We start from the raw sequence: 17,971 nt of genomic DNA, 5'->3' as shown, positions 1-17,971 counted from the left end.
AGGGTAATTAATTTTATGTTTGGCAAATTTATCGTCATGCCACTTTATATTGAGGAACAAAAAGTTTTTAAAATAACATAATAAGATTTTTTGAAAACTTAATGCATTGACGATCAATTAAATAAGAAAAGTATTACAAAATATAAAATTGTAATTTTTGAATTATAGCAGTGTGTTGTTTTACAGTGTTTTAAGTTGGTTTTTGGTTGCTTCAAAGAAACATAAATAAGCGAATATCCTGGGTTTTATTCGATTCTTATAGTCTTTAAATATAAAACGAGAATTTTTTCCAGTCACAAATGATTTTAAAAGTGCACTAAATCAAGATAATTTTGAAAAGAAGTTTTATTCGACCCCTATTATTTTACGCTTATGTACTTTTATTTGTTCAATCTGTAATAGAGAAATATCTTTACTAAAGAATCTAACCACTTTATTTAGAAAATGATCAGGAATATATCGACTTATTGGAAAATTCAACTTATCGGGTGGTTTATGACTTCTTTGTATTGGGGATTTTCGGCTTTTTTTGAAGGTTATTTTAGTTGGAAAATTGGTATCACCGATTTAATTCTGGATGTTGCAATTGGTATTACATTAACGCATATTTATAGAAATTTTGCTCTGAGAAAAGGATGGAATAAATTAAACCTAAAAAGATTAGTGCCCAAAATTGCGATTAGTATTTTGGTTCTTTCTTTATTGTATATGTTTCTCATTGCTGCTAAACTTTATCTAATCCGTTTGTTCTTTTTAGGAAATAATTCAATTTCATTTGTAGCATTTTTTAAATCTGTACAATTGCAGATTTTTATGACTGGAATAAGATTAATGTCGATTTGGGTTTTGGCATATCATCTTTATCATTATTCAAGACTTGAAATAGAAACGGTAAAAGAAAATGCGCGTTTGTCGCTTATAGTAAAAGAGGCGCAATTAAATAATCTGAGTGCACAACTGAATCCGCATTTCTTTTTTAATTCCTTAAACAACATAAAATATCTGGTGCTGGAAAATCCAAATTCAGCAAGACGTGCGATTGACCTTTTATCTGAGTTGTTGAGAAATTCCCTAAATAGTAATGTTGCAAGATTAATATCCTTAGATGACGAAATTAATTTGGTTAAGGATTATCTGGAATTAGAAAAAATTCGATTTGAAGAACGTTTACAAATCAAAATTGAAGCTGATATTGATTTGTCAAAATATTTAATTCTGCCTTTAAGTATTCAATCATTGGTTGAAAATGCCATAAAACACGGAATCGAAAAAAGAAAAAATGGCGGATTTATAAACGTAACAATTCAGGAAGAAGATCATTTTATAAAAATTAATGTTCAAAATTCGGGTAAATTAGAAATTCAAGATAATACGTCCGGTATTGGTTTAAATAATCTGAAGGAAAGATTGTTGTTACAATATAACGGAAATGCAGCTTTTGAAATTAAAGATTTGAATGACGAAACAGTTTTGGCAACAATTTTATTACCATCAAAATGAAAAAGATAAAAGTTGTAATAATTGATGACGAACGTTTGGCACGAGAAGAACTCAAAAGAGCATTAGCGATATACGATGATTTTGTTCTTGTTGGTGAAGCTGAAAATGCCGATTCTGCTAAAGATTTGATTGAATCTCAAAAACCTGATTTGATTTTCTTAGACATTCAGATGCCTGAAAAATCCGGTTTCGATTTATTAGAATCTTTAGACAATGTGCCCGAAGTATTATTTATTACCGCTTTCAATCAATATGCTGTGCAAGCTTTTGAAGTAAATGCTTTAGATTATTTAATGAAACCTATAAGGGAAGAACGTTTCTCAAAAGCAATTGAAAAAGTAAGAAATGCTATAAAGCTAAAATCTTCCTTGGGTAATGCTGTAAGTGACAGAAAAATTTTCATTAAAGATGGAGAAAAACGATTCTTTATTCCATTAGATGAAATTTATCTGATAGAATCATTAGAGAATTATACCAGACTTTTTTTTCAGGGAAACAAAGCGCTTCAAAGGCGTTCTCTTCGTCAATGGGAAGAGATATTGGATGAAAATGTTTTTTTCAGAATAAACAGAACTGAAATTATCAATGTCAAATACATTCAGGAAGTAAATAGAACAATTGTCGGCAAGCTTGAAGTAAAACTAAAAACCGGAGAATTACTGGAAGTATCAAACCGGCAAGCAGTCAAATTCAAAAATAGTAACGGAATTTAATCAATAATTTTTTAGTCTTTATTTAATGTTTACAGCTAATCTTTTAAGTTGTGAAAAGGCATTGCTATTTCCGGATTTGATGAAAATCAAACATTAACAGATTGTATTTCTTTAAAAATAAATCACCTTAAAACAATTCAATGAAAACGATTTTAAACTTTGTATTTTTTATTCTGATAGTATCAAATACATTTTCACAGCAAACAAGTAAAACAAAATCAGAAGATTTAAAAAGTGCTTATAACATTCAGGATAGCGTAATGATCGAAACTCGCGATGGTACATTTATCTCTGCAATCGTAGTTCGGAAAAAAGGGATTTCAACTCCAAAACCTGTAATACTCCAAAATACCATTTATGTTATGGAAAAGAGAGACATGAAATCTTTAAAAGCAGCTGCAGATAAAGATTATGTTGGTGTAATTGCTTATGCAAGAGGGAAGCGATTTAGTCCGGATGAAATACTTCCGTATGAAAATGATGGTAATGATGCGTATGATGTAATTGACTGGATCAGTAAGCAAAAATGGTGTAACGGAAGCATAGGAATGTATGGCGGCAGTTACAACGGATTGACGCAATGGGCGGCTTGCAAAAAAATGCATCCTGCACTAAAAACCATAGTTCCTTATGTTGCCAATCGCGCAGGAATGGGATTACCAATGGAAAACAACGTATTTATAAACCCTAATTACGAATGGTCTTTTTACGTGGGAAATAACAAATATCTTGATACAGTTGCCGGAAATGACAGACAGCGATTTAGAAATATGCAATTTAAATGGTGGGAAACCGGAGTTGCTTATAGAAAAATGGACAGTATTGATGGAAGTCCAAACAGGCTTTTTCAGAGATGGTTAAAACATCCTTCTTTTGATGAATATTGGCAAAAAATGTCGCCTTACAAGAAGGATTTTGCACAGATAAATATTCCTATTTTGGTGATTGATGGTTATTATAATGATTCTCAAAATTCGAGTTTGTATTATTTAAGAGAACTTCAAAAGTATAATTCCAAAGCTAATTTCTATTTAATAATTGGTCCGTACAGCCATTTTGGAGCGCAAAGAGGAGGTTCTCCTATATTGAATGGTTACAAAGTTGATGCAAATGCTTTAATTAATACCAATGAAATAACGTATCAATGGTTTGATTATATTTTAAAAAACGGACCAAAACCTGCAATCCTGAAAGACAAAATTAATTATCAGGTAATGGGTGCCAATGAGTGGAGAAATGCTCCGTCTATTGATGAAATGAATAATGGTTTTCTAACATTTTATTTAACCGATAATAAATCAGGGAAATTCTATTCTTTGAATGCTAATAAACCAACTAAAAATAGTTATCTCTCACAAGAAGTTGATTTTGCAGACAGGCAAGTACAGAATAATGATTATTATCCTGATCCTATTATTCGAAAAGAAATTGATACAACAAATGGTTATGTTTTTATAAGTGATCCGCTAAAAGAACCACTATTAGTAAATGGCTCGTTTTTGGGCGAAATAAAAGCAAGTATTAATAAAAAAGATATGGACATTGGAGTTACTTTATACGAAGTAACGCCAGAGGGAGAATATTTTCATTTGGCTTATTTTATTGGCAGAGCGAGTTATTCTAAAGATATTACAAAGAGAAATTTACTGAAACCGAATAAAATTGAAACGATTCCTTTTTCGAATACACATTTGGTAAGCAAACAATTAAGTAAAGGAAGCAGATTGTTAATTACTTTGAATGTAAACAAAAATGCCTTTTCTGAACTCAATTACGGAACGGGAAAAACAGTCGCCGATGAAACTATTAAAGATGCCAAAGAACCTTTAAAAATAAAATGGTACAATGACAGTTTTGTCAAAATTCCGGTTTGGAAATAAAACTAAAAATCCCAATCTTATTTGTTATCAGATTGGGATTCTTTTATTTCAGGATAACTGTCTCTAAATGATGCAACCAATTTTCTTTATAACTGTTTCCTATTGGTATTTCTACAGTATTTATTTCGACTTCATTCTTAGAATAAGCGGTTAATTTTTTGATTTGAATGATATAAGAACGATGAACACGGACAAAATTAGAATCTAATTGCTTCTCAAAAACAGAAATATTCTGCTTAATATGATGCGATTTTCCGTTTTCAAGATGAATAGTGATGTAATCTTTCAGACTTTCAACAAATAAAATTTCATCAAACACAATCTTAATATTTCTGCTTCCGCTGGTTACAAAAATATGATTTTCAGTTGCAGTACTTATTTCTTTTTTTGGATTTTGTAATTGCTTAAATTTTTCGATTGAAACAAAAAAACGATCAAAAGTTATTGGTTTTAAAAGATAATCTATAACGTTGAGTTCGTAACCTTCAATTGCATATTCTCTATAAGCAGTCGTAAAAATTACTTTAGGCGGATTCTTTAGTTTTTTTAAAAATTCATTGCCTTTTAATAGCGGCATTTCTATATCTAAAAAGATTAAATCAACTGTATTTGTTTCCAGAAACGTATAAGCTTTAAGTGCATTTTCGAAAGAATCGATTAGTTCGAAATTTTCAAAATTCACTAAATGCGAAGCAATTAATTCTCTTGCCAAAGGTTCATCGTCAACGATGATGCACTTGTATTTCATTTAAAAAAGAATATTTTTTAGAAAATCTAATTTAAGAGTTTTGTAATAGTTTTTAAAACATCTTCGTGATTTTCATTTTTATGATTTTACAATTAAATGTTGAGGTAAAGTTTAACGGTATAACTAGTTTGCGTTTCTTCAATTTCTAAGTGATGCTTTTTTGGATATAATAAATCCAATTGTTTGCGAACATTGTCTAAACCAATTTTAGATTTATCTGAGATCTTCCCAAAATCATTTTTAGGTTTTGTGTTTTCAATGCTAAAAACGATTTGTTCTTTTTTGCTTTCTAAATGCAAAGAAATTATTGCCTTTTCAGTTTCGTTAATTACACCGTGTTTAAAGGCATTTTCAATGAAAGTTAATACAATTAAAGGCGATATTTTGTTGCTTACTTCAATGTTTTTAGCAAATGAAATACCTAATCTGTTTTCGCTGTAGCGGAGTTTTTCCAATGCAATATAATTTTCAATTAAAGTGATTTCTTTTTCGATAGAAACATAATCTTCGTTACAGCGGTACAATACAAAATCTAAGATTTCAGATAATTTAGCAATTACTTCAGGCGCTTTCTCATCTTTTTTTAAGGTTAAAGTGTATAGATTATTCAATGTATTAAAGAGAAAATGTGGATTCAGCTGATTTTTTAGAATCTTTAATTCCATTGATTTTTTTTCTTCTTCCAGTTTTAAAAGGCGTTGCTGTTTGCGATTGAAACTTATAAAACCTAAAATAATAACAGGATAGGTAATAAACGAGAATTCTCTCAGAATCAATTTAACTGAAGTTAATCTTTCAGGCACAGTCATTTTATGACCAAGCCAGTCGTCAAAGAAACCCGGAAATTTTGGTTCGAGATAATAAAATTTTAAAATCATTAAAAGAGCATAAACGAAATAGAGCCAACCCAAAGAGGAAACTATAAAAAGTAAATATTTCTTTTTGTTTAGTGTCTGAGGAATAATCCAATAAATCAAACCATACCCAACGGATGCTTGTGCTACAATTTTCCAGGAATAAATAAATAGAAAAGCATAAGAGTTTTCGTTGTCAGATTTATTCGAATAATAAAAGAATAAAAAGAAAATCCAGTAGAAACAATGAAGTGCGACTCTTTTTATATCAATTTTTTGGATGAAATTCATAGAATATTTAATTGGGAGCAAGATAGCAAAATATAAAACTAAGCTTTGTTTATTGCTATAAATAATGGGTTTTTGCTTTCGAAAACAGCGTTTCAGCATACGAACACAATAGAATCGAATTATTTGTTATTTGGTTGCTAAAACGGTCTTTTCGATTGCGGCTCTAATTCTCAAAACTTCATGCATTTATATTCGCTTAAAAAATAATTATGATCAAATTTATTCTTGTATTGATTGTATTTCTAAGTGAAATGCTGAAGTAAAACCTCTTTAAAATAATAAACTAACTTAAAACGAAATGAAAAGAATAATTAAAAACGCAATTGGTATTCTGATTTTAATGAGTACTTCAAATTTATTTTCGCAAGAAAACAAACAAGAAATTAAATATAGCGAAACTTCTAAAGTAATTAAACCTACTTTGTTTGCAGATCTGGGCGAAACTTGCCAAACTCCAGACGGAATGGCTCTGGATAAAAAAGGAAATTTATTTCTTTCGATTACAAATCCAATTTCGTTTGAAAAGTACGGAAGCAAAATCTTGACTTTCGATGAAAATGACAAACCTGTAACATGGTTCGACAAATTACCGTTGCATCCCGTAACAAAAAAAGTACATCCAATGGGAATAGAGTTTGGACCAGATGGGAATTTATATATAATGGACAATCAGTTTTTTGCTGAAAAAGAGAATTTCTCGCGATTACTAAGAATTATCGTAAAAGACAGAAAACCCATAAATGCTGAGGTTTTAGCCGAAGGATTTAATTTTGGAGAAGCTGTAAGATGGTCTAAAAACCGAATTTATATAACAGACGCTTTGTTTGAAAACAGAAGAGAAAGCGGAATTTATAGTTTTTCATTAGAAGAATTAAACAAGAAAAATATCGTTCTGAATTCATCAAATAAGAAAGATTACCTGATTGCAACTTTTACTTTAAAACCTGAAGTTACCAAGAGAACAATCGGGATTGATGGAATTGCTTTTGATAAAAAAGGAAATTTATATGCAGGAAATTTTGGTGATGGAGTAATTACTAAAATAGAGTTTTATAGCGATGGAAAAGTGAAATCTAAAAAAGTTGTTTTTGATTCGGATAAATTAAAATGTTGTGATGGCTTTTTTTATGATGAAAAAAGAAACTCCATTTTTATAGCCAATTATGAAAATAATAGTGTGCATCAACTCAATTTAGATACGAATACTATTTCTTTAATTTGGGAAAATGATGATGCTGACGGTTCTGACGGACAATTAGATAATCCTTGTGAGACTATTGTTTATAAAGAAAAATTGTTAGTAGTAAACTATGATACTTTCGAAGGAGAAAAAAATAAAGAAGCAGATAGTTTTCATACAATCTCAAGTTTTAAATTGTAGATTTTAAAGAACAAAAGATCTGAAAAATACTAAGTAACTAATGCCATAAGACCAAAAGCCGCAATTTCAGAATGAAATTGCGGCTTTTTTATAATCTAAAATCTGATTTCTAAAATCTAAAATCAAAAATATTATCCTAAGAAAGGGTATCTGTAATCTTCTGGAGTTACAAAAGTTTCTTTGATAGTTCTAGGAGAAGCCCAACGTAATAAGTTCAATGCAGAACCAGCTTTATCGTTAGTTCCTGAAGCTCTTGCTCCACCAAAAGGTTGCATTCCTACAACAGCTCCCGTTGGTTTATCATTGATGTAGAAGTTACCAGCAGCATTTTGCAATTTCGTAGTTGCTACTTCAATAGCGTAACGATCCTGGCTAAATACAGCTCCAGTCAAAGCATACTCAGAAGTAGTATCAACTAATTCTAAAGTTTCTTCCCATTTTGCATCTTCATACACATAAATAGTAATAACTGGTCCGAATAATTCGGTTTCCATTGTAGTGTATTTTGGGTTTGTAGTTACAATAACCGTTGGCTCAATAAAGTATCCAACTGATTTATCGTAGTTTCCTCCAACGATGATTTCAGCATCAGCGTCTTTTTTAGCCTGATCGATATAACTTGCTAATTTGTCAAAAGAACCTTCGTGAATAACCGCAGTAATAAAGTTTCCGAAATCTTCCGGAGAACCCATTTTCATTGATTTTACATCAGCAATTAATTGCTCTTTTACAGCAGGCCATAAACTTTGTGGAATATAAGCTCTTGAAGCTGCAGAACATTTTTGCCCTTGAAATTCAAATGCACCACGAGTAATTCCCGTAGTCACTTGTTTTACGTTAGCGCTTGGGTGTGCAATGATAAAATCTTTACCACCAGTTTCTCCAACGATTCTTGGGTATGTTTTGTAATTGTGAATATTTGCACCAATTTTAGCCCAGATATCTTTAAATACATGAGTTGATCCAGTAAAGTGAACTCCAGCGAAATCACGACTTGCTAAAACTGTATCAGTAATCATTAAAGCATCTCCAAAAACAACGTTGATAACTCCATCAGGAACACCAGCTTCTTTGAAAACTTCGATGATAATTTGTGTAGAGAAAACCTGACTATCACTTGGTTTCCAGATTACAACGTTACCCATCATTGCAGCACTTGCAGGAAGATTTGCAGCAATAGCAGTAAAGTTAAAAGGAGTAATAGCATAAACAAAACCTTCAAGAGGTCTGTATTCTAAACGATTCCAAACAGAAGAATCTGATTTTGGCTGATCGTTATAAATTTGCGTCATGAATTCTACGTTGTAACGTAAAAAGTCAATCAATTCGCAAGAAGCATCGATTTCTGCCTGATGAATATTTTTAGATTGTCCAATCATTGTAGCTGCATTAATACGCGCTCTGTATGGACCTGCAATAAGTTCAGCAGCTTTTAAGAAAATAGCAGCACGTTGTTCCCATGCCATATTTGCCCATGCTTTTCTTGATTCAAGTGCATTAGCAATTGCTTTTTCTATATGTTGTTTTTCAGCTAAATGATAAGTTCCTACGATATGTTTGTGATCGTGTGGAGCTGACATTGTTCTTGTATTTCCAGTTCTGATTTCTTCGCTTCCAATATATAAAGGAACGTCAATTTTAGAATTCCACATTGTGGTATAAGCTGCCTGAACAGCTGCTTTTTCTGGTGAGTTAGGTGCGTAGCCTTTTACCGGTTCGTTTACCGCTTTTGGTACATGAAAGAATCCTTTTAGCATGTTATTTAAAATTAGATAATTAGACAATTTATGCGTTAGACGATTTGATTGTTACGAATAATCTAACGTTGCACAAAAGTACAAAGGATAAATTAATAATTTGATAAATTTATGATTTAGATAACGATAAAAAGTGCAGTTTTTAAACTATAAATTAGTTTAAAGCAAACGGAGCACACATTCTAAAAGTAGGAACAATAACTTTGAATGTTTTTGTAGTCGTAAAATTGATCATATTAAAATGACCTTTCATAGCGCCATAAGGCGATGATAGTAAACAACCAGAGCTGTAAGTGTGATTTTCTCCGGGTTTTAAAACCGGTTTTTTTCCAATAACGCCTTCTCCGTCAACAACTTCTAAGTCGTTTAAAGAGTCAAAAATCTCCCAGTGACGAGATGTTAACTGAACAGAATCTTTACTGTGATTTTCGATTGTAACAACATAACTAAAGGCAAAATGAATCTTGTAGTTTTTGAAGTAAGTACCTTCAAAACTAGTCAAAACAGATATTTTTATGCCTCTTGTAATTTGAGAAACCATACTAAAGTAGTATATATGTGTGCGTTATATGTGCAAATCTACAAAAAAAAATCATTCCGCCCGAAACCTTAACAATGTTTTAATGAATGATGAACAATGTTTTAATTTATGATGTTTATTGAGTTCGCATTTCCTTTTCCGATAACTCTTTGATAGCGATCTGAGGTTTCTTTATAATAAACTAATATGGTGTACTCATTTTCAGTTTGATAAAAATTTCCATCAATAGCATTTTCATTGTCAATAACACCTTTTTTATCGGCAATTGTGTATTGAAAATTAGTAAAACCCTGCTTAATCATAACTGCTTTTTCAAAAAGTCCTTTCTCTGCATTATAGTCCATTTTATATTCTGGTGAAAGGCTGTAATTATTGAACATTCCTGTAATATAAATGTCTTTGCTTGAGGATCTGAAAGTGGGAGCAGACAAGCTGAAATAAACCCACGCATAATCAGCTTCGATTTCGTTATTAGAAGCATTGATGTTTTTTACAACAAAATTCCCGTTCACATCCTGATTCAAAGTATAAATCTGATTGGCGCGTGCCAAATTTGTATACAAATAAGAGTTGTATATGTCATTGTTTGCGCCAACTTTTGCAACATTATTACTTCCTGCGCGAATGTCTTTATTTTCAAAATATAAAAACTCATTTCCGCCCCAAAATTGAGTTTCCTTATTGTATTTGTAAACCAATTGATTTCCAATCGTGTATTGTGGCGGAATATTTTTTATAGCAGTATTGAAATTTCCGTTTTGTAACAAAAGAATTTTTATGTTTTGCAATGGAGTTTGAAAAACAATATCATTTGATAAAACTGCAAAATCCAAGTTTTGTTTATAATCTATATTAGTAACATCGCGGCTTCTTTTTACCTGAGCCGTAACAGTAGAATGCTCTTCATACAGGATAAACTTTCTGGAAAAAACAACTTCTCTGTCTTCGTTAAGAATCTTCAAAATATAGTTTCCTGAAATTCGTAACTGACTAGTAAACTGGTTTGGAAAAGGAAGTCGATAATGAGAATAAACCTGAAGTGTATTAAATGAATTTACATAATCAGTAATTCGTTGATTGTCGAAACCACTAATATAATCTGTTTTAGGAATATCAGTTGGAATCCAATTGTAATCACAATGCACGACTTCAAAGTAATAATTCGCTTCATTGCCAAATAAATCATCAAATTGAAATTGAAATGTATCGCCCAATTGAAATATCGGAACAACATTATTACCATTCTGAACAAATGAAACGGTTTTGATATTGTATGGAGGAACTACTTCTGTTTGTACTTCCTGCGCTGTCGCCGAAGTAAAAATGAAAAGTAAGAGGAGATTTCTAAATAAAAATTTTGGCATCATATTACGTTGTAAGATTGTAAATATAACAATTTTATGTACGAATATAATGCCAATTTATTGGTTTTGAAAACAAGTTATTAAGAACCCAAGATGTATTCCAGATTAACTTCGATTTCGTCGTTGATATAACTTTCTTCTAAAAGTGAATCAGATAGAAGTTTTTTGTTTTCCTGAAGTTTGATGATTTTTTCCTCCACGGTATTTTTCGAAATAAACCTCACAACATTTACTTTATTTAATTGTCCAATTCTGTGCGCTCGACCAACTCCTTGCTTTTCAGCAAAAGGATTCCACCAAGGATCCAGGAATAAAACGTAAGAAGCTTTGGTAATATTCAATCCAACTCCACCAGCTTTTAGAGAAATAAAAAACAGCAAAGGCTCTTCTTTTTCCTGAAATAAATTTACTTGCTGTTCTCGTTTTTTGGCTGGAGTTTCACCTGTTATTTGACAAAATCCTATTTTATTTTCCTTGCACCAATCCGTATAAAAATTCAAATTAGTAACAAACGAACTAAAAATGATCGTTTTTTGTTTCTCTTTTACTAAAGTTTCCAGATAATTAGTAACGGCAATATATTTTCCGGAGTCAATTTCAGATTCCTGATCTACCATTTTTGGGTGATTACTCAGCTGTCTTAACTTCATCAAAGTATTGATAATGTTAATTTTATCAGGACCAGATCCGTCTGTTTTTAATAGAAAATTACGAGCTTTTGATTTCTCTTTCTCGTATAATTTTTCCTGTTCAGGATCCATATCGCAATAATAAATCTGCTCCGTTAATTCTGGTAAATCCTTTAAAACCTGCTCTTTGGTTCGTCTTAAAATATAAGGCTGAATAAGATTTTTCAATTCAGATAAACTGTTTTCGTCTTGTTTTTTCTCAATTGGAATCTTAAAATTTTCAGCAAAGAAATTATAACTGCCTAAAATATCCGGATTTATAAACTGCATTTGTGACCATAAATCGTCAAGCGAATTTTCGATAGGCGTACCACTTAAAGCGATTTTATGATTTGTATTGATTTTATTAATGGCTTTAAAAATCTTAGAATCTTTGTTTTTAATATATTGACTTTCGTCCAAAATTAAATAACGGAAATTGTATTTTTCTAAAATTGAAATATCACGATGAACAATACTATAACTTGTAAAAATCAAATCTGATGTTTCTAATCTGCTTGCAAGCAACTTTCTGTCATTGCCTACATACTGCATTTTAGAAAAATGAGGCGTAAATTTTGCAGCTTCATTATACCAGTTAAAAACCAATGAAGAAGGTAAAACAATCAGCGTTTTTAAAGGTTCTCTTTCAATTGTAGTTTCATTTGCAAACAAATCAAAATTGGTGGTTTTGGTTGTAAAACCTAACTGTTCCTGCACCGCGACTAAAACAGCCAAAGTTTGTAAGGTTTTACCAAGTCCCATATCGTCGGACAAACAAGCGCCTAAATTCGAATTAAAATGACCCAAAAGCCATTTTACACCATCAATTTGATAAGGTCTCAAAGTTGCTTTTAGCAAATCTGAAGCCACATATTCAGCTTTCTGAATTGGATTTAAATCGTTTTTGATTTCCGGAATTGCATCTAAAGCTGCAAAATTTGTTTTGCGTAAAAGTAGATTTCCGTTTTCTGTTTTTGCAAGTTTTGCCAGCGAACTATATTTGCTCAGCCATTCTAACGGAATCAAAAAATAATTTCCGTCAGGCAATAAAAAGAGTCTTTCTTTGCTTTTTATATTCAGAATAATTTCGCTGAAATTGATCGTGTAACTTCCAATAGAAATGATGATTTTGATATCAAACCAATCTTCTTTTGTTTCTCCTTTTGAAGTTGTAACCGTATGATTTTCCGAAATAATTTCTCTGCTTTCCAGTTTCAAATTGTGAATAGTAAAACCTAAACTTTCCAGATCTTCCTTACGATTAATAACAAATTGAACATTAGAATATGGATCTTGAATTTCTGAATCTGAATTCAATCCGAATAATTCATTTTTGATTTTTATTAAACCAATTTCCTTTAATTTATCGGTGTATAAAGTTTCATCAGAATTTCGTTTAAACTGAATTATTTTCGGTTCATTTGCAACGCTAAAATCAACAAATGTATGTGTCTTTTTAGTTTTACTGGCGTCAAATAAATATCCGTTATATTCAAAATAAAGGTTGAGGTAATAACAGTTTTTAAAGAAATCATAAACAGGCTGAATCGTGCAGGAAATTATCTTGTCACGAAGTTCAATTTCAAAACCTGTTGCTTCAATATCAATTTTTTTTGCTATTTCAGGAATGAAATTCTTAAAGTAATTATCAACTAGTTTTGAAGGTATTTCGATGGATTTTTTCTTTAAAAAAGGCGAAAGTTTTTTAGCATTAAGTTCTTTCAAACGCCCTAATTTTTTATCAATAATCAACCAGCCTGGTTCGTCCAGAAGAATATCGATACTTTTATTCATTGGCAGAAATGAAGTTTCGTTTTCTTTTAAAGCCAGAGTATAAGTAATTCCTTCCGTATGTTTGTCAAATTGAATTTGAGGCTCAAACTCTAGCGGATTCGTGTCGACTCTCCATCGATAAAAATCCTTTTCTGCACTCATATTAGCAGATAACGGAAATTGTTCTTTTACAATAAGATTGTAAAAGGATTCTAAGTTAAATTTTAAATGCTGTCGAATCGCAAATTCAATTTTGGAATCTTTCTGTAAATCAGAAATTGTTTTAGCCGATTTGATTTTGGCGCTGAATTTCTTGAAAATAAATTCAGATTTTAAAGAGTCGCAAGCCGTCAGGATCTTTTTTGTATTGGAATCTAAATTCTCAAAAAGAACTCCAAAACTTTCAAGTACATCTGCACTCGCTTTTTTTTCTAGATATTTAATATCATCGGTATTCTCAATGATATATGCAGTTGGGATATAAACATTCAAATTTTTTTCAAAACTGATGTCAAAGCAAAATTGATAAGGTTTTGTAGGTTCCAAGGTTTAGGGATTTGGTTGGCTTATAATTTAGAGATTGGGCAAAAAAATAAAGAGTTTTCAAAATATCAAAAATTTGAAAACTCTTTTAAATGAACTTGTATCACTTATATGGTGAGAAAATTAGTTTTCCTGTTTAAAGCAAAGCGGAATAATTTCGCCTTTTGCCAAACAGTATTTTTCTACCAATTCAGGAGAAATTTTATTAGTATAATCTTCTTCGATTACGATGAAACCGATGCTTCTTAATTTGTCAAAATAATCGCGTCCATAAATACGAACGTGATCGTATTGTCCAAAAATTTTCGCACGCTCTTTTTGATCTGTAATAGTATCGTCGGCAAAAGTAACTTCACGATTTAAATCCTGTGGAATTTGTAAAATCGCCATTCCGCCTGGTTTTAAAACGCGATATAATTCACGCATCGCTTTTGTGTCATCCGGAATATGTTCTAAAACGTGATTACACAAAATAACATCGTATTCATTGTCTTTAAAAGGCAAATTGCAAATGTCTGCTTTTACATCTGCCAAAGGCGAAAATAAATCAGTTGTTGTGTAATCTAGATTTTTCTGCTTACGGAATCTTTTATAAAAAGCTTGTTCCGGAGCAAAATGAAGTACTTTTTTTGGTGCTGTAAAAAAATCAGTCTGATCGTTTAAATACAACCAAAGCAAACGGTGTCTTTCCAGAGAAAGCGTACTTGGCGAAAGCACATTATTACGTTGTTTTCCGTATCCGTAAGGCAAAAACGATTTAAAGCTTCTGCCATCGATAGGATCTGTAAATTTATCTCCTCTTAATGAGAAAGCTAAAACTGGACGTGCCACATAACTCAAACGAATTAACAATGGTCTTGGAATTGTATTTAAAACTAATTTAAAAAGTTTTTTCACGATTTGATGATTTGAACACGAATTTCACTAATTAACACGGATTAATGTTGTGGTGAAATTTCACGAACCTTTGATTTGGGTTAAAGTATTATTCTTTTATATTTTAGACTGTCTTCTCCAAAATTAACCAGCAATCCCAGTTTGTTTTTTGAAGCAGCCAAGTAATTTAATGTTTGTTTTATTTCACTACTTGAGAGTGTCATGATTGCTTTTAATTCCAAAATAATTTGGTCAAAAACTACAAAATCAGCAAAGTAATAACTAGATAAAATTATGTCTTTGTAAGCGATATTGTATTTCAATTCCCGACTATAAGGAATTTTATTCTTTTGAAATTCATATTCCAACGCATCTCCATAAACTTTTCACTATGTCCTTTTCCCAGGATTTTATGAACTTCCATACAGATTCCAATAATTTTATAAGATTCCTCTTTTAAATACAACTCATTCATAATCATTAGCGAAATTTTCAGCGTTATATTAATTCGTGGAAATTTGTGGAATTAGTGTTTTATAGAACTAACGGCACTTTTCTGAATTCGTCTTCTTCATTGCTTTCGATTCCAAGAGCTTTATAGATGTATTGGAAAGTTGATAATAACTCTGGTTTTCCATCGATTAAAGCTACGTCGTGTTCGAAATGCGCACTTGCTTTTCCGTCAGCAGTTGTAATTGTCCAGCCGTCTTTATGTTGTTTTATGTTTCTTGTTCCCATGTTGATCATTGGCTCAATTGCAACAACCATTCCTTCAACAAAAAGTTTACCGCGACCACGTTTTCCGTAGTTTGGCATTTCTGGTTCTTCGTGCATTTTTTGCCCTAAACCGTGACCAACTAATTCGCGAACAACTCCATAACCGTGAGATTCAGTATATTTTTGAATTGCGTTTCCAACATCTTCAACGCGATTTCCAGCTTTAAATTCTCTAATTCCTACATAAAGAGATTCTTTAGTTACTTGTAGAAGTTTTTTAACTTCGGGAGCAACTTCTCCAATTTCAAAACTATAAGCATGATCACCGTGATATCCATTTTTGAATGCACCACAATCTACCGAAATAACATCACCACTTTGCAATGGAGTATTATTCGGGATTCCGTGTACAACCTGAGAGTTTGGACTCATACAAAGTGAATTCGGAAAATCATACAATCCCAAGAAACTAGGAACCGCACCGTGATCACGGATAAATTCCTCAGCTAATTTGTCAAGGTATAATGTGGTAACTCCTTCTTTAATTTCAGAAGCAATCATTCCTAATGTTTTCGATACGATCAAAGCACTTTCGCGCATTAATTCAATTTCCTCTCTACTTTTTTGGATAATCATATTTTTCAGATTTTCAGTTCGCAAAAGTACGATTTTAATATTATTTTTTATTGAAAATTTTTGCCACGAATTTTATGAATTAACATGAATGTTAATAGTTTGGATTTTCGCCACGAATTTCACGAATTAACACGAATGAATTCTGATGTAAAAATTGAATTTTACGAATTTTATTTCTTAGAATTTAAACACAAAGTAATTAGTGAAAATTAGTGCAATTCGTGGCAAACCCTTTTAAAATTATTATTTGACAGAAAAGCCGTAAATTAGTAAGACTTAAAACTACTAAAATATGGAAACGTCTATAGATCAAGAAAATATATTCAAAAAGAAAGCTTTAAATAAAATGAAAGGGAATGCTTTATCACTTTTAGGTGTTGCGGTACTTTTATTTATAATCGCTATTTATTTTAAAATTCCAATGCTGCAGGCTTTTAGCGAAGCGGCAATGGTTGGAGGAATCGCCGATTGGTTTGCGGTTGTAGCTTTATTTCGTCATCCGTTGGGAATCCCAATTTGGCATACGGCGATTATTCCGACGAAGAAAAATGAGATTGGTGAAAATCTGGGAAATTTTGTTTCGGAAGAATTTCTAAATCGCGAAAAACTGGAAGTTAAAATAGAGGAATTCAACTTTGCTACAAAAGCTTCAGAATGGCTTTCGCTTGACGAAAATGCGAATAAAATTGCCAATTTGGTTGTCTTGAATATTATTCCCGGAGTTTTAAAAACAATAAAAGATGAAGATATAAAGCGCTTTATCCAAATTCAATTTAAGGAAAAACTCGAAGGAATTAATTTTGGAGAATGGGTTGCGCTTGCTTTAGAACCTTTGCAGAAAGGAAATGTAAAAGACGAATTGCTAACTAATCTTCTGAATGTGATGAGCACGGAACTTACAAACAATAAAGATTTAATTCGGAAAAAAGTAAAAGAATCAACGCCATTTTTGAGTTTTGGCTTAGCCGATAAAAGCATTACAGAAGGTGTTTTTAATGGTTTAGCCGATTTTTTAAATGAAGCTAAACATCCTGGAAGCGCCATCAGAATTAAGATTGACGAATATGTTTATGACTTTCTGGATAAGGTGAAAAACTCAGAAGAAATGAGAATCAAAATCAATAATATGATTCTGAGTTTTGCCGGTAAAAAAGAAGTTCAGGATTATATCAACGGAATTTGGGACGAAATAAAATTGTCAATTACCAATGATTTAGAAAAAGGCGAGGAATCTTCGATTAAGAAAAATATTTCAGGCTTAATTCAAGGTTTTGGAAACGGAATAAAAGAAGATCCTGTAATGATTGATAAGATCGATAATTTTATCAAAAATGATTTACTTTCGATTCTTTTGAACAATAAAAAAGTAATTGGAGATTTGATTTCTTCCACCGTAAAAAGCTGGGACGGAAAAGAGGTTTCTGAAAAATTAGAACTCGAAATCGGGAAAGATCTGCAATACATCAGAATCAATGGAACTCTCGTTGGCGGACTTATAGGAATCGTAATCTATTGTGTCGAATGGACATACCATTATTTTATTAATTAAAACCATATAAGTGATATAAGTTATTATAAGTTTGGAATGTCTACTTTGTAAAGCACAAATTTTAAGTTCAAAAAAGATAAAAAATCCATTTAATCATAATAATCCGTGGCTAAAAAAAATAACATAAGAATACCGCAACAGCCTATAATAACTTATATCACTTATATGGTGAAAAAA

15 protein-coding genes are annotated in these 17,971 nt (G+C 31.4%); 5 read left to right on the top strand and 10 right to left on the bottom strand.

The window, feature by feature from the left end; all coding sequences use genetic code 11:
• Window positions 1-444 precede the first annotated feature (444 nt).
• From C8C83_RS04930 to C8C83_RS04920, 3 genes are all read left to right on the top strand, one after another.
• A complete protein-coding gene (locus C8C83_RS04930; RefSeq protein ID WP_121326688.1) occupies window positions 445-1,500 on the top strand; it encodes a histidine kinase in 1,056 nt (351 codons plus the stop codon).
• Window positions 1,497-2,213 (top strand): LytTR family DNA-binding domain-containing protein, encoded by a 717-nt coding sequence (locus C8C83_RS04925; RefSeq protein ID WP_121326687.1) that lies wholly within the window; start codon window positions 1,497-1,499, stop codon window positions 2,211-2,213. The genes C8C83_RS04930 and C8C83_RS04925 overlap by 4 nt, the downstream gene beginning before the upstream one ends.
• A gap of 140 nt (window positions 2,214-2,353) precedes the next feature.
• Window positions 2,354-4,093, top strand: coding sequence for a CocE/NonD family hydrolase (locus C8C83_RS04920; protein ID WP_121326686.1), 1,740 nt, complete (start codon window positions 2,354-2,356; stop codon window positions 4,091-4,093).
• A gap of 43 nt (window positions 4,094-4,136) precedes the next feature.
• Here C8C83_RS04920 and C8C83_RS04915 read toward each other — a convergent pair whose 3' ends face one another.
• Window positions 4,137-4,841, bottom strand: coding sequence for a response regulator transcription factor (locus C8C83_RS04915; protein ID WP_121326685.1), 705 nt, complete (start codon window positions 4,839-4,841; stop codon window positions 4,137-4,139).
• A 92-nt stretch (window positions 4,842-4,933) separates the two neighbouring features.
• Window positions 4,934-5,986 carry a sensor histidine kinase gene (locus C8C83_RS04910; protein WP_158598139.1) on the bottom strand — a complete coding sequence of 351 codons (1,053 nt, stop codon included), beginning with the start codon at window positions 5,984-5,986 and terminating at the stop codon, window positions 4,934-4,936.
• A 298-nt stretch (window positions 5,987-6,284) separates the two neighbouring features.
• Between C8C83_RS04910 and C8C83_RS04905 the strand changes: the two genes are divergently transcribed.
• The gene (locus tag C8C83_RS04905) at window positions 6,285-7,367 is read left to right on the top strand and encodes a hypothetical protein (protein WP_132011679.1); all 1,083 of its coding nucleotides are present in this window, start codon (window positions 6,285-6,287) and stop codon (window positions 7,365-7,367) included.
• Window positions 7,368-7,498: 131 nt separating this feature from the next.
• Here the strand turns inward: C8C83_RS04905 and pruA are convergent, their stop codons facing one another.
• The 8 genes from pruA to map all read right to left on the bottom strand — a co-directional run bounded on the left by pruA (window position 7,499) and on the right by map (window position 16,245).
• Complete coding sequence (gene pruA, locus C8C83_RS04900; protein WP_099710855.1) at window positions 7,499-9,124, bottom strand: L-glutamate gamma-semialdehyde dehydrogenase; 1,626 nt, start codon at window positions 9,122-9,124, stop codon at window positions 7,499-7,501.
• 154 nt (window positions 9,125-9,278) lie between these two features.
• Window positions 9,279-9,665, bottom strand: a complete 387-nt coding sequence (gene apaG / locus C8C83_RS04895; RefSeq protein WP_008467225.1) for a Co2+/Mg2+ efflux protein ApaG — start codon at window positions 9,663-9,665, stop codon at window positions 9,279-9,281.
• A 101-nt stretch (window positions 9,666-9,766) separates the two neighbouring features.
• Window positions 9,767-11,029: a DUF5103 domain-containing protein gene (locus C8C83_RS04890; RefSeq protein WP_121326680.1), complete on the bottom strand. Its 1,263-nt coding sequence runs from the start codon at window positions 11,027-11,029 to the stop codon at window positions 9,767-9,769.
• Window positions 11,030-11,109: 80 nt separating this feature from the next.
• Window positions 11,110-14,019: a DEAD/DEAH box helicase gene (locus C8C83_RS04885; protein ID WP_121326679.1), complete on the bottom strand. Its 2,910-nt coding sequence runs from the start codon at window positions 14,017-14,019 to the stop codon at window positions 11,110-11,112.
• Between the two features lie 120 nt (window positions 14,020-14,139).
• Entirely contained in the window at window positions 14,140-14,913 is a 774-nt protein-coding gene (locus tag C8C83_RS04880; RefSeq protein ID WP_121326678.1) for a class I SAM-dependent methyltransferase, read from the bottom strand.
• 80 nt (window positions 14,914-14,993) lie between these two features.
• Window positions 14,994-15,260, bottom strand: a complete 267-nt coding sequence (locus tag C8C83_RS04875) for a GxxExxY protein (RefSeq protein WP_347812777.1) — start codon at window positions 15,258-15,260, stop codon at window positions 14,994-14,996.
• A complete protein-coding gene (locus C8C83_RS27460; RefSeq protein WP_347812789.1) occupies window positions 15,212-15,373 on the bottom strand; it encodes a hypothetical protein in 162 nt (53 codons plus the stop codon). Before C8C83_RS27460 ends, C8C83_RS04875 begins: the two co-directional genes overlap by 49 nt.
• Before the next feature lie 53 nt (window positions 15,374-15,426).
• Complete coding sequence (map, locus tag C8C83_RS04870) at window positions 15,427-16,245, bottom strand: type I methionyl aminopeptidase (protein ID WP_099710863.1); 819 nt, start codon at window positions 16,243-16,245, stop codon at window positions 15,427-15,429.
• Window positions 16,246-16,537: 292 nt separating this feature from the next.
• On the opposite strand from map, the gene C8C83_RS04865 reads away from it, so the two are divergent.
• Window positions 16,538-17,794 carry a DUF445 domain-containing protein gene (locus C8C83_RS04865; protein WP_121326677.1) on the top strand — a complete coding sequence of 419 codons (1,257 nt, stop codon included), beginning with the start codon at window positions 16,538-16,540 and terminating at the stop codon, window positions 17,792-17,794.
• Window positions 17,795-17,971: the final 177 nt, after the last annotated feature.

The organism is Flavobacterium sp. 90, assembly GCF_004339525.1.
GTDB lineage: Bacteria > Bacteroidota > Bacteroidia > Flavobacteriales > Flavobacteriaceae > Flavobacterium.
The sequence above is the reverse complement of the archived record's forward strand: the minus strand, read 5'-3'. Positions and strand labels throughout refer to the sequence as shown.